This window comes from Pantoea sp. SGAir0175 (genome assembly GCF_043547855.1).
On sequence record NZ_CP028082.1, the window covers coordinates 179,317 to 192,636 of the forward strand.

Consider the following 13,320-nt stretch of genomic DNA (forward strand, 5'->3'; position numbering starts at 1 on the left):
CATAACCGCTGGCTGCTTTGTGGACACTTATATGATTAAGTAGAAAACAGAACGTGATAATGAATTACTTGCACAGGATGATGATAATTTAAGTGAGTTACTCTCCAGCGTATTTTGTATTGCTGATATGTATAACCCAGATAATGTTCGTCAAGAATGTGAATTTAATGAAGGTCAACTTTGGTGTGAAATAAATAAGCTAATAGCCGCTTATACAGATAACTAAAAGGAAATCCTGGCCATTGAGCCGGGATTTTTACATTATCACTCAGCTGCTGCCAGCCGGATAATCATCTGTCCCGATTCAGTGATCCCCTCGATCTTCTGCCTGGTCGCAAATCCCAGCTCAGCCATCCAGTGAACGCGGAGGGGGCTGGACGGTCAAAGCCTGTGCTGCAGGTGATCGCGGATAAATCCCACGGTATAACGTCTTGATTTAGTTGTGGGCGTGTCGGCCTCTGGCTTATGATGCGTGCCAGCCATAATCAACTCTTCGTTAATTACTTGTGGTCAGCAGGCTGGGGGTTCGAGCTCCTCAGTTCCGCGCCTGTTAGCTGCTCCGTTTACCCATCACGTTATCCATAATCTCAGAAATAAACTATTGCTTCGTCATTGGCATCTGTCGGATCGCATCGATCTGCCTTTCTGGCCGTGACACCAGTGCAATGGTTCGTGTGATAAGATCACGGGCGGCAGGAACCAGCGCGGCAGCAGGCGCGACCGGTGCGGTCAGCGGAGAGCTGATGGGTCAGTTGATCATGCATTCGATGTATCCTGGTAAACAGATCAGCGACCTGCAGGAGTCGGATAAGCAGATCATCAGTGCACTGATTACGCTGGCTGCAGGTCTGGCAGGCGGCGTGACCGGCGGCTTTAGCGCCAGTGCGCTGGCCGGCGCTCAGGCAGGGAAGAATGCGGTTGAGAATAACTGGCTAAGCGTGCAGGAAGCCGAAAGAAAAGCCATCCTGGAGCGTAAGGAGAAGGCTGGCACTAACACGCCTGACGAGCGGCAGAAGCTGTCCGGTATCAATCAGACCGATAAAACCCGTGACCAGGCTATTCACGATGTATGTACATAGAACAATAGAGGCAGAGCGGCCTGTGGGACGCTGGTCAGGCAGGCTCAGACGGCGCTGGATAAATACGGCGACAGGGTTACTTACTCGCTGATTTACAAAGACCTGTACCCGCAGGACGCTGCAAATCTTGAAAGCGTCCTGAAGAGGCTGGATGCGGGAGGCATCAGCCGTGATCAGGCGATAACGGCGATAGCAAAGCAGTCCGGGCAAAGCTGGGACAGAGTGGCTGAACAATATGATTCAGCCATGCAGGCACAGGCGATTGCTGTTGCGCTGGCGGGCATGAAGGGTATTGAGATAAAACAGCCCTTGACCGTCAGCAAGTCACCGACAGCTAAGACAGACAAGAACCTTAGTTATGTTGATGAACCACCGTTTAACCCCGGCGGTACAGCGGGAGGTGCGCAGTCCTGGTCCACAAAGGGACGTATAAAATACGTAGAGCTTCCGACTCAAGGGAAAATAAGGTTTGTTCCTGATGGCAATTACTCTTCCAGTAATCCGTTACCAGGAGGACCAAATAACGGTTATCTCGATAAGTTTGGTAATGAATGGGTGAAAGGCCCCTCCCGCACCGCAGGGCAAGCCTTCGAATGGGATGTTCAATTATCACCCAAAGGGAAAGCTCAGCCTGGCTGGGCGACAAGAGATGGATCGCACTTGAATGTGTCCCTTGACGGAAAAATCACACATAAATAAGTAAGGCGCGTATTTATGGAAAGTAAAATCGGTTTTTATCAGGAGATAGAAATAACTTCTGGTTGCAAAGATAAAAATAAAAAGTATGTCGGTAAGAAAGGCGGAGTCATGGGAATAAGTGAAGAAGACGGAGTACTGTACGGATACTCAATAAAACTTTACGACGAAGAATATCTTTTATCTTTTGATAAAGATGAAGTGGTTCCGACAGGTAAACAACTCACTCAAGAAGACTTTTACTGATCCAACACAGATCCCGGTTATTGGCCGGGATCTTTTTTTACCCTTTCACACCGCCCGCCATTCGACCTTACCGTTGCGCCATGGCCGCTTCTGCGGTGTGCTGACGGCGGGGATAAACGGCGCTATCTGCTCCTGCTTACGCGACGACAGCTTTTTGCAGGCTTTGCGCAGTTGCGCCACCACCTCCGGCTCAGCAGGAGGCTGCGGTGCTTACTCTTTCGCTGTCAGTATCAGCGCGCCGTTCAGCACCTGCACTTCCAGCCCTGTCAGACCTAAAATCCTCACCGCATCTGACTGTAAGGCGCTGTTCCTGCATCAGCACTCAGCCGCCAACGGATAATCATCCGCCCCGGCGTAGTCATCACCTCGACCTTCTGTCCGGTAGCAAATCCCAATCCGATCAACCAGTGACCTTATAGAGTGATGAAGGATGAAGGTTTGTGCTCCAGGCGAATGCGGATATTTAGATGCGTGCTCAGCAAAGATGTATAACCAGCTTACTCAGACGCGGCAGAAAAACCCGTTGTTCGAGGTAAATTCTGTTCCTGGTTCGGGTGCTATTGACAGCTTTTCAACAGCCCTGTCGGCGCTGAATTATCTGGCTGCGGCAATCGAAATGATTTCGTCTTCAGTCAACGCCGCCGCTTCGTCACTCAAAGCACCGTTCCTCACGCTGCGATTATCAGCCCGCAATCCCTGACGTGCCGATCCACCCCGCAAATTTCCGCTCTCTGCCTGGTAAAGGCGCGCCTGCCTGACTACACCTTAAGCATCCTTGTTATCACTGTCCTTTCCGCTGTTTAAGCGGTTTTCACCCTGCGCCAAGGCATCCTGCCGCGCTGGCACCTTAAGCGGTCAGACATGATTTCTGACCTGATTCGGAGTGAATGATGAAAAGTCGCAACCTGACGCGATCGGCGGTCGCGTTTGCCACATTGAGTTGCCTGTATGTGCCGTTTAGCGCCCTGGCGTGGGATAACCTGACGGTTTTCGGCGATAGCCTGAGCGATGGCGGTAATGTCGGGCGCTTTACTTATGATGGCGCGCAACATCCACTGTATGACGAGATCCTCGCCGCACAGCTCGGGCAAACGCTGCAGCCGTCGTCGCGCGGTGGCAGCAACTATGCACAGGGCGGCGGCGTTACCGTGCCGGCGCTGGATGCCAGCCTCAATACGCAAGACCAGCTGGCTGCTTATCTGCAATCCACCGGCGGCCGCGCAGATAGCAACGGACTGTACATTCACTGGGTGGGCGCTAACGATATCGCGGCGGCGGTGACCAATCCGCTTACCGCGCGCGAGACCATCAGCAACAGCGCCAGCGCGGCGGTGTCGCAAATCAAAACCCTGCTGGATGCCGGTGCGGGGGCGGTAATCGTGCCAAACGTGCCGCAGCTTGGCTCCACGCCTTTCATGGTGCAGGCGGTGCTGAGTGTGCTGGGGCCGGCGGCGCAGTCGGCGATGGTCGCGGCGTTTGCCTCGCTGGATAGCCATGCCACGCCCGACGTAGCTGCGCGCCAGCAGGCGGTGCGCGACGCATTCGATCAGGCCGCCGCACAGGTATCAACCATCCCGGCGCTGCGTGCCGCGCTGGCGCAGCAGCTGTTTTCGGCCTGGCAGGTGCTCAGCGAGCAGGTGACGGCCCTCTCCGATGGCTATAACCAGCAGGAAGAGGCCGGGCTGGTGGCGCTGAATGGCAACATTGTGCGTGCCGACATCGCCGGCCTGTTCAACGAGGTAATTGCCGATCCGCAACGCTATGGCCTGAGCAATACGCTGGGGATGGCCTGTCCGGTTGGCACCTCTGCCGCCGAATGTACCTCGTCAACACCCGGTTTCAGTAACGCGCAGGCCTATCTGTTCGCCGACCGGCTGCATCCCAGCCCGGCGGTACATGCCATGATCGCCGACTATATTCAATCGATCCTTGACGCACCCGCGCAGGTGGCGGCGCTGGCACGGGCTCCGCTGATGCTGTCGCGGGATATGCAGAACACCCTCGACGGCCATTTACAGCAGCAGCGACAGCAGCCGGCCAGCGCCGGTCAGGTTAGCGTGTTCGGCGGCTATGCCGGTCAGCATATTGATTATCGCGGCGATAGCCTGCTCAACGGTGACGCCAATACCGGCAGCCTGACGCTGGGATTAGGCTATCAGTTCACGGATAACTGGCAGGCAGGTCTGCTGTTGTCGAGCACCGCGCAGCACCAGCATCCGTCGGCGCACTACGACTACAAGCTGCGCGGCAATTTGCTGGCGCTGTATAGCCAGCTGACGCTGCTGGAGCAGGGCTGGATCAATGCGGATGTGCACTATGCCGATCTCGATTTTGACAGCATCGAACGTCGCATCAATATCGGCCCGGCAACGCGCACCGAACAGGGCAGTAGCAGCGGAAAAATGCTCGGGCTACGGGTGCAAACCGGCTGGGATCTGCCGATAGGCGAACACCTTTCCACCGGCCCGGTCGCCAGCTACGCACTGGATTATGTGCGGGCAGGGGGCTACAGCGAAAACGGCGACAGCAGTACCGCTATGCGCTTTTCCGATCAAACCCTGCATTCGCAAATCGGCGCGCTTGGCTGGCGTATCGACAGCAAACAGTGGCCGGTGAATCCGTGGGCGCAGCTCAGTTATAACCACCAGTTCGGCGATACGCAGAACGCGGTGCGCGCCGGGCTGAAGTCAACGCAGACCGGCTTTGTACGCAGCGTCAGCGCCGGTGATAAAAACTGGCTGGATATGTCGCTGGGGGCCAGCGTGCCGCTGGGTGAAACGGTCAACGCCTTTGCCGGGGTTTCAGCGATCGGTGGCAACAGCGCCTATCATCAGCTGAGCTGGAATATTGGCCTGAACGCGACATTTTGACGGCGACGCGCCAGTCGAAAATTTTTACTGGCGCGTTATCTCGCGTAAAAAATTAAACTGATGATCGCGGGAAATATTTCGATAATTCAAGCCATTCTTCTTCGTAAGTCAAATTAATCAGAACGTTCGTACCGGCGATTACCACAATTATTCTGCGATAAATCTGTAAAACGTAATTTTGTCGCTTCGCTTTCCTTCCGGAATCATATCGTTATTCTGTTCCGGCAAATCACCCCGCTGAAAAGCTCCCGTATAACCTGGCACAGGTCAATATATTAATTTTCAATCACTTATACTGCTGATGCTCTGTCGTATTACGTTAATAATTTATGGGGAACACCATGGCGAATACATCTGGCACCACCAGCACTACCACACCATCTGCCACCGGGACGGTGATTCAATTACATACCATTGACGATTTACGTAAACAGGAACCTGTTTCGATTGGCGAAATTGCGTCGGTGCTGGAATACAGCCGTGGCAGTCGGATGGGCGGCGGCGTGTTTGTCTACGATGCCACCGACAACAGCACGCCCGATGACGGCGGGCTGAATTTCGTGACGTCCGGTAAAAAGCGCTGGAAAAGAGTGGTACTCGATTATAGCGCGGTCACGGTGGTGGATTTTGGCGCGATAGCTGATGGCACCACCGATTGTATTGATGCGGTGATCCGCATGTTTAAATGGTCGCAGCGTGTTTTACCCTCCGCGGGCATTCGCTTTACCGCCGGTGAGTTCAGCCTGTCCGGCTTTGATTTAGCGGAAGTGCTGGGCAGCGACAGAGAGATTAACCGCTTTAAAATTTCCGGCGCGCCGGTCAACTTCGGTTATTTCCCCACCACCACGCTGAAATTTAACTGGGGACCGAAACCGCGCAAAACCCATTTCTTTAGCGTGCGCGCACGCTATGTGGAAATCTCCGGCTTTGTGGTGAAAGGCATGAGTTCTGATAGCGGCGAAGACGGCGGCACGGCGTTTAATAATGTCGGCTTCTTTACCAACAGTATTATCGGTGGCCAGTTTCTGCGCGTCAGCAGCATGGAGTTTCGCTACCTCGGCGGGCGGGCACTGGAACTGATTGACACGCTGGACTGTAAAATCGACCAGTTTTATTCACGTGGCTGTCAGGGCAGTATTGTCTATGCGCGCTGGTCCGATCGGGAAAAAGGCGCCTGGGATCACTCGACCGCGATTGAACTCTCCAACTTTAATTTGCAGCGCAGCACCAGACAGCCGGTATTCGATCTGCCGCGCTGTACGCAATCGTTTATTCGCAATGGCTGGATCGAGCACTCCGAATTTGCCGGCGATCTCACCAATGGCCAGTGGACCATTGAAGGGCTGGTGATTGAATCGACGCAAAATCCCATGAAAATGGGCTATTGCCGCGCGATGATTATCCAGAAAAGCGTGCACCGCGATAGCGCGGGCTTTGACTTCAGCAAAGAGGGTATTGAGCCATGGACGCTGCTGGCCGAGGGCGACCGTGGCGTGATGGAGATTTCCGATCTCGGCGCGATCATTCAGGGATCGCTGAGCTATGACTTCACCACCTCGCAGCATCACATGGATAACCGTGGCAAAGATGCGAAATGGTTTTACGTCGGAGAATTTAATTTTTCCGACGCCACCTCACAAATTCACGTGCGCATTCTCGGCAGCGCGCAGTATGTTTCCCAGTCGGAAACGCAAACCGATTACAGCTACCGGACACCGGAGGGCGTGGCGCATATTTATCTGCAGGCACGCAACGACGATAACACCATTGGCAGCTGGCACAGCGAAGGCTCCTCACCCGTAATTAAGGTGCATATTGAGGGCAAAGGCGCACACACCAAACTGTACGTTAAAATTCCGGCCTATACCGGCTTCTCAATTGCGCTGGTGGAAACCAACGGGCGCGATCGCTATCAGTCCGGTCAGTGTTTTATTTTCCGCAAAAGTTTTACCGCCTGCAGTGCGGAAGAAGCCACGGCACTGGATAACCAGCCGGTCGTCGCCTTTGAGCAGCACTGGGTGGGCAATAAAGATGTCGGCTTTGGTTACAACAATAATAAGGAACTGCTGCTGCGTGGGCCGTTTTTTGAACGGCAGGAGCAGGATGCCGTGGGGAAGTGGATCACCCGCCGTTTTCTGAAAGTCCGCGTGAACGGCGTGCCGCGCAGTATTGAATTACTCGATCCGGATAACCCGCGCTAACGCTTCAGGCCAGCAGTATTCCTCTGCTGGCCTGAATAAATCATTTTCCCCAGCGCTGACGTAAATAATCGACTGCCTGCTGCGTCTGCGGCTGATTAAGATAATCTTCGCGAAACAGAATGGTGCCGTCGATGTGCGGCAGCGATTCATTCAGATCGAGCTGTTTTTTCAGTTCGGGAACGCCGCCCTGAACCGTCCAGTCCGGCTCACTTTTCGAGGCTTCACCCACCTTATACAGCGCCACGCCAATGTATAGCCGGGTGTGGGTTGGCTGTACCACATTGGCCCACCAGCGCGCCAGGACGTCATAGCGCGCGGCCTGACGGGCAAACGGCCAGTAGAGCTGCGGCGCGATATAATCCAGCAGCCCAAGCTGCACCCAGCGGCGCGTGTCGGCATAGGCTTCATCATAAGCCGCCGCACCGCGCGTATCGGAGCCGGCCGCATCGTGCGACAGATTACGCCATACGCCCGCCGGACTGACGCCGAACTCAACGCCCGGCTTGAGCTGTTTAATCGTGTGGGAAACCTGTTCGATCAGCAGCTGGGTATTGTGCCGCCGCCAGTCGGCTTTGCTGGCAAAGCCCGCGCCGTACTGGCGGAAGGTGGCGCTGTCATTGAGCGGCGATGCCGCGGTTTCGGTGTAGAAATAGTCATCGAACTGAACGCCATCAATGGCGTAGTTTGACACCACTTCCGCCACGATGCTGGTGATCCAGTCGCGCGCCGCCGGAATGCCCGGATCGAGCACGAAGCGGTCGCTGGCGGTGCGGATCCAGTCGCGATGCAGCACAAACACGCTGGCCGGCTGCAGCTGGAGCGTGTTGTTTAACGCCGTCACAGTCGCAGGTTTGGTATTGGTCGACACGCGGTAAGGATTAAACCACGCATGCACCTTCATACCGCGTTTGTGCGCCTCGTCGAGGATAAATTGCAGCGGATCGTAACCCGGATCCTGCCCGATGTTGCCGGTCAGGGTATCGGACCATGGCAGGATACGCGAACGCCACAGCGCGGTGCCATCGGGCTTCACCTGGAAAAACACCGTGTTGATCCCCAGGCTGTGCAGCTTATCCAGTTTGGCCGTCAGTGCCTGCTGCTGCTGGCGAATGCGCAGCGCCGGGCTGGCTGTAACGGAGGATATTGGCGGCCAGTCGAGGCGCGACACCGTAGTGAGCCAGACGCCGCGCACTGGTTCAGTCTGTTCCGTGGGTTTGGCCGGAACAGGAGGTTTGGTCGGCGACGGAAACGGGGTGACCAGCGATTTAGGCGGCTCCGAGGCGCAGCTGGCCAGCAACAGCACGGCAGACAGCAGACGGGCGACGCGTTTAATGTGGGTAACAGAGAGGTAACGCGCTGAACAGGCTATGATAAACTCCGTTTCTTGTAGTCCGTTATTCGCAGGCGTTCATTCTCTGATCCTCAGACATAATGTCAAGACATTGGCTGAGATGAATGCCGCCGCGGCGCTGTCGCGCTTCCCGCATCTTACAGGAGTTCTCACTATGCAATACGAAGACCTTTATCGCCGCATTGGCCAGATCATTTTTAGCTGTGGCCCCGACGGCGCGCAGGTGCTGGTGGTGCAGGCGGAGCTGTTTGCCGATGAGGAGGGCGGGCAGTTTCAGTTTAACTACCTTGATGAAAACGGCGAACCGGACTGGTTCGAGCCGGACGCGCGCGCGATTGGCGATCTCAGTGCCGCGCTGAAAGACTTTCAGCAATACTTTATCGAACATGAGATGACTGAAGGGCAGCCGGTGTGGACGCACTGCACCGTGACGATTAACGTGGCGGATGAGTCGATCAGTATTGATGTGCAGTAACGGCGGGCTTCCGTGCCCGTCATGGCGAGCGTTACGAACGCAGCGCTACCATCTCCTCGCTGTTTTTACGCGCCGCGCGCTTGCGGTGCACTATCTGGCTGGCGACCAGCACCAGCAGCGTTAACAGCCCGGTGGCGATAATTTCGGAACGATGCTGCGCATTGAACAGCATTGACGTCAGTACGCCAACGATGAACACCATGGTGGCCCACGTCAGACCCGGGAACAGCCACATGCGATAGCTGAGCTGCTCGCCGCGCGCCTCGCGCTTTTTCCGCAGCACCAGATGCGAAGCGGCAATGACCAGATAAACCAGCAGCGCAATGGCGCCGGAGCTGGCCAGCAGGAACTCAAACACCGCGCTCGGCGCCAGATAGTTGGCGATCACCGCCAGAAATGCTGCGGCGGTAGACATCAGCACTGCGACCCACGGCGTGCCGCTGCGCGTGGTGCGCGAGGCCGCCGCTGGCGCATCCTGACGACGCGACAGGGAATAGAGCATGCGCGACGCGGTATAAAGCGCAGAATTAAGACAGCTGCATACCGCGATCAGCACCACCACATCGACAATCTGCCGGGCATACGGCACGTTCATCATCTCCATCGCCGTCTGGTAAGACCCGGCTTTCATCAGCGACGGCGTATTCCACGGCACCAGCGCCACCACCAGAAAGATCGACAGCAGATAAAACAGCGCGATACGCCAGATCACCGAGTTGGTGGCGTGGGTGATTTGCTTGCGCGGTTCGTTAGATTCGGCGGCGGCAATGGTGACGATTTCCGTGCCCATGAAAGAGAACATGGTGGTAAGAATGGCGGCGAGCACGGCACTGATACCGTTAGGCATGAAGCCGTGAGTGTCGTACAGGTGTGAAATACCCTGCGTGCTGCTGCCGGGCAGCAGGCCAAACAGCGCCAGGCTGCCGGCACAAAGAAAGGCGACGATAGCCACCACTTTCAGCAGCGCGAACCAGAACTCAAACTCACCGTAGTTTTTCACGCTGAACAGGTTGCTGATGGTCAGGAAGCTGGTGATCGCCAGCGTGTATTCCCACACCGCCACCTGCGGGAACCAGCCGTGCAGAATGGTGCCGGCGGCGTTGGCCTCCAGCGGGATCACCAGTACCCAGAACCACCAGTAAAGCCAGCCGATGGTAAAGCCGGCCCAGCGGCCAAGGGATTTGTCGGCGTAGGTGGAGAAGGAACCGGAGTCCGGTGAGGCGACCGCCATCTCCGCCAGCATGCGCATAATCAGCACCACCAGCGCGCCGGCGGCGATATAGGCCAGCAGCACCGCCGGCCCGGCTTCGGCAATCGCATGGCCGGAACCGACGAACAGCCCGGCGCCAATCACACCGGCAATCGACAGCATGCGCACGTGGCGGGGTTTCAGGCTTTGTGCCAGTACATCGGCATTCTGAGCAGTCATCAATATCTCTCCAGATCGTCTCTCAGGCAGGGCAGACCCCGCCTGTTATGCAGGTGAAACTTGCCTGCGCGCGGCAGGCAAGCGATCGGACAATGGGTGGAACGCTAAGGCTGGCTGAGCAGGCTGTCGAGAATATCCAGCGCCTGGCGGAACTGGGTATCCGGAATGGTGAGCGGATAGAGGAAGCGGATCACGTTACCCTGCGGGCCACAGGTGAGCAGCAGCAGACCGCGCGCCATCGCCTGTTGCTGCAGCGCCTGCGCCTGCTGCGCGCTGGCAAACTCCACGGCTACCATTGAGCCCAGCGCACGCACGTCGGTAATCGACGCGTTAGCGCGGCGCGCGCGGTGCAGCAGTTCGCTCAGCGTCGCGCCCAGTTCGCTGGCGCGCTGGCACAGCTGTTCTTCGTCGATGACATCCAGCACCGCATGCGCGGCGGCAATCGACAGCGGATTGCCGGCGTAAGTACCGCCCAGCCCACCCGGACCGGGCGCATCCATAATGTCGGCGCGACCGCTCAGCGCCGACAGCGGCATGCCGCCCGCCAGGCTTTTCGCCATGGTGATGAGATCGGGCTGGACGCTGTAGTGCTCCATGGCAAACAGCTTGCCGGTGCGGGCAAATCCGCTCTGTACCTCATCGGCAATCAGCAGGATGCCGTGCTCATCGGCCAGCGCGCGCAGCTGCGTAAGAAACTCTGCCGGCGCGATGTGGAAACCGCCTTCGCCCTGCACCGGTTCCAGTACGATAGCGGCCACATCCTGCGGCGCGATGTCGTGGCTGAACAGGTCGTGCAGGCTGGCGATAGCGTCCTCAACGCTGATGCCGGTCACCGCGTTAGGGTAGCGGGCGTGAAACACCGAGGCCGGCATCGGGCCAAAATCGCGCTTGTAAGGGGCCACTTTGCCGGTCATCGCCATGGTCATGAAGGTGCGGCCGTGAAAGGCGTTACCGAAGGTGATGATGCCGTGACGACGGGTGGCGGCGCGCGCCACTTTAACCGCATTCTCTACCGCTTCAGCGCCGGTGGTGAAAAAAGCGGTTTTGGCTTTACCGGCAATTGGCACCCGCTGATTGATGCGTTCCGCCAGCGCCACATAGCTCTCATACGGCGTGACCTGGAACGCGGTATGGGTGAATTTTGCTAACTGATCGGCAATGGCCTGCACGATGCGCGGATGACGGTGGCCGGTGTTGAGCACCGCGATGCCGCCAGCAAAATCAATCCAGCTATTGCCCTCAACGTCACGCAGCGTGGCGTTTTCGGCCTGATCGACATACCACTGACAAAGATTACCGGTGCCGCGCGGCAGCGCGTCATCTTTGCGTTGTTGCAACTGGCTGTTTTTACCTTCCATAACCTTTCCTTAGCGATAAGCGTCTTTACAAATCACGACAAACACGCTTATTTATGCCTGCACTGAGCGCGGTTGCCAGAGCCAATTTCACTGAGAAGGATGGAGCCAATTGCGGAGTTTGTACGCCGATCATGTATTGGAACGACTACAGTTTGTCGCGGAAGGCACGCTGCAGCAGCGCCTGCTGCACTGCATGCAGGCGGCGATTGTAGAGGGCATTTTCCCGCGCGGCTCACGCCTGCCGGCGACGCGTGATTTAGCGCGCGAGCTGGCGGTGTCGCGTAATACGGTGCTAAACGTTTATGAAAATCTGGTCGCGCAGGGATATGTCAGCGCGCGCACCGGCAGCGGCACCTGGATTGCAGAAAACCTGCCGGAAGGGTGCCTCAACAGCGCGCCAGCGCTGCCGCTCAGTGAACCCCTGATGAGTAAACCGGCGGCGATTTCAAAACGCGGCGCCACGCTGCTCGGTCACGCCAATGCCTCGCCTTATCAGTGGGGTGCGTTTGTGCCCGGCGCGCCGGATGTGCGTGAGTTTCCGCATAAGTTGTTTAGCCAGATTCAGTCGCGCCTGAATCGCGAACCCGACATCGAGCGGCTGATTTACAGCAGCAACGGCGGCTGCCCGCAGCTGCGCCAGGCGCTGGCTGAGTATCTCAGCGTAGCGCGCTCGGTGCGTGCCGACGCCGATCAAATCATCATTACCGAAGGCATTCATCAGGCGGTGGATCTGGTGACGCGCGTGCTGTGCGACGCGGGCGATCCGGTGTGGATCGAGGAGCCAGGCTACTGGGGCACGCGCAACCTGTTACGCATTAACGGGCTAAAAATTCAGGCCAAAGCGGTGGATGAACAGGGCATTATCCCGGAGCTGGCACCACGCAGCAAAGCGCCGAAGATGATTTTTGTGACACCGTCACACCAGTATCCGCTGGGTGTGCATCTTAGTCTGGAGCGGCGCAGACAGCTGCTCGACCTGGCGCGCAAACACAAAAGCTGGCTGGTGGAAGATGACTATGACAGCGAATTTCGTTTCGCCGGCCAGCCGTTCCCCTCGCTGCAGGGCTTTGAACCGGATGCGCCGGTGATCTATATGGGCACCTTCAGTAAAACGCTTTATCCCGCGCTGCGTCTCGGCTATCTGGTGGTGCCAAAAGCGCTGGCGCAGCCGCTGCGCGTGGCGGCGGCCGAACTCTATCGCGGCGGGCATCTGCTGGTGCAGCGAGCGCTGGCGGAGTTTATTCAGAAAGGCCACTACATGACGCATATCCGCCGCATGCGCAAACTCTATAGTCAGCGCCGGCGCTTTATGATGACGCTGATTGAGCGCTACCTGGGCGCGGCCTTTATGCCGGTGGTCAATCATGAAGCCGGGCTGCATCTGGTGCTGAATCTGCCCGCGGGCTGTGATGATGTGGCGATTGCCGCGCTGGCGCTGCGACGCGGCGTGAAGGTGCGGCCGCTGTCGCAATACTATATGCATCCGCAGGAGCGACGCGGTCTGCTGCTCGGTTACGCCTGCGTGGATGAGCGCCAGTGTCAGGATGCGTTTGGTGTGCTCAAAGCCTGCCTGGTGGAAGCGGGCATCGCCGGGCGGGGATAGCCCCGGCGTGTG

12 protein-coding genes and 1 pseudogene are annotated in these 13,320 nt (G+C 57.2%); 9 read left to right on the top strand and 4 right to left on the bottom strand.

What is annotated here, in order from left to right; genetic code table 11:
- Positions 1 to 103 precede the first annotated feature (103 nt).
- From C1N56_RS20145 to C1N56_RS20160, 4 genes and pseudogenes are all read left to right on the top strand, one after another.
- A pseudogene (locus tag C1N56_RS20145) lies at positions 104 to 226 on the top strand (colicin immunity domain-containing protein); the annotation flags it as partial.
- Between the two features lie 517 nt (positions 227 to 743).
- Entirely contained in the window at positions 744 to 1,079 is a 336-nt protein-coding gene (locus C1N56_RS20150) for a VENN motif pre-toxin domain-containing protein (RefSeq protein WP_233209800.1), read from the top strand.
- Between the two features lie 222 nt (positions 1,080 to 1,301).
- On the top strand, positions 1,302 to 1,778 hold the full coding sequence (locus C1N56_RS20155) for a polymorphic toxin type 17 domain-containing protein (protein ID WP_199189140.1): 477 nt from the start codon (positions 1,302 to 1,304) through the stop codon (positions 1,776 to 1,778).
- Positions 1,779 to 1,793: 15 nt separating this feature from the next.
- Positions 1,794 to 2,021 (top strand): Imm31 family immunity protein, encoded by a 228-nt coding sequence (locus C1N56_RS20160; protein ID WP_104187380.1) that lies wholly within the window; start codon positions 1,794 to 1,796, stop codon positions 2,019 to 2,021.
- 45 nt (positions 2,022 to 2,066) lie between these two features.
- Here the strand turns inward: C1N56_RS20160 and C1N56_RS20165 are convergent, their stop codons facing one another.
- A complete protein-coding gene (locus tag C1N56_RS20165) occupies positions 2,067 to 2,204 on the bottom strand; it encodes a SymE family type I addiction module toxin (protein ID WP_164861077.1) in 138 nt (45 codons plus the stop codon).
- 301 nt (positions 2,205 to 2,505) lie between these two features.
- Here C1N56_RS20165 and C1N56_RS20170 point away from each other — a divergent pair, with 301 nt between their 5' ends.
- The 3 genes from C1N56_RS20170 (at position 2,506) to C1N56_RS20180 (ending at position 7,092) form a co-directional block, all read left to right on the top strand.
- Positions 2,506 to 2,721, top strand: a complete 216-nt coding sequence (locus C1N56_RS20170; protein ID WP_104187378.1) for a hypothetical protein — start codon at positions 2,506 to 2,508, stop codon at positions 2,719 to 2,721.
- Positions 2,722 to 2,908: 187 nt separating this feature from the next.
- Positions 2,909 to 4,891, top strand: coding sequence for an autotransporter outer membrane beta-barrel domain-containing protein (locus C1N56_RS20175; RefSeq protein ID WP_394517651.1), 1,983 nt, complete (start codon positions 2,909 to 2,911; stop codon positions 4,889 to 4,891).
- Positions 4,892 to 5,232: 341 nt separating this feature from the next.
- Positions 5,233 to 7,092: a hypothetical protein gene (locus C1N56_RS20180; protein ID WP_021509086.1), complete on the top strand. Its 1,860-nt coding sequence runs from the start codon at positions 5,233 to 5,235 to the stop codon at positions 7,090 to 7,092.
- A gap of 40 nt (positions 7,093 to 7,132) precedes the next feature.
- Here the strand turns inward: C1N56_RS20180 and C1N56_RS20185 are convergent, their stop codons facing one another.
- Positions 7,133 to 8,425 (bottom strand): glycoside hydrolase family 10 protein, encoded by a 1,293-nt coding sequence (locus C1N56_RS20185; protein ID WP_394517722.1) that lies wholly within the window; start codon positions 8,423 to 8,425, stop codon positions 7,133 to 7,135.
- A 172-nt stretch (positions 8,426 to 8,597) separates the two neighbouring features.
- Between C1N56_RS20185 and C1N56_RS20190 the strand changes: the two genes are divergently transcribed.
- Positions 8,598 to 8,918, top strand: a complete 321-nt coding sequence (locus tag C1N56_RS20190) for a hypothetical protein (protein WP_058759124.1) — start codon at positions 8,598 to 8,600, stop codon at positions 8,916 to 8,918.
- Positions 8,919 to 8,949: 31 nt separating this feature from the next.
- On the opposite strand, the gene gabP is transcribed toward C1N56_RS20190, so the two are convergent.
- Positions 8,950 to 10,347, bottom strand: coding sequence for a GABA permease (gene gabP / locus C1N56_RS20195; RefSeq protein ID WP_021509088.1), 1,398 nt, complete (start codon positions 10,345 to 10,347; stop codon positions 8,950 to 8,952).
- A gap of 104 nt (positions 10,348 to 10,451) precedes the next feature.
- Positions 10,452 to 11,705, bottom strand: a complete 1,254-nt coding sequence (gene gabT, locus C1N56_RS20200; protein ID WP_394517652.1) for a 4-aminobutyrate--2-oxoglutarate transaminase — start codon at positions 11,703 to 11,705, stop codon at positions 10,452 to 10,454.
- 109 nt (positions 11,706 to 11,814) lie between these two features.
- Here gabT and C1N56_RS20205 point away from each other — a divergent pair, with 109 nt between their 5' ends.
- On the top strand, positions 11,815 to 13,308 hold the full coding sequence (locus C1N56_RS20205) for a MocR-like pyridoxine biosynthesis transcription factor PdxR (protein ID WP_193718014.1): 1,494 nt from the start codon (positions 11,815 to 11,817) through the stop codon (positions 13,306 to 13,308).
- The last annotated feature ends 12 nt before the right edge of the window (positions 13,309 to 13,320 follow it).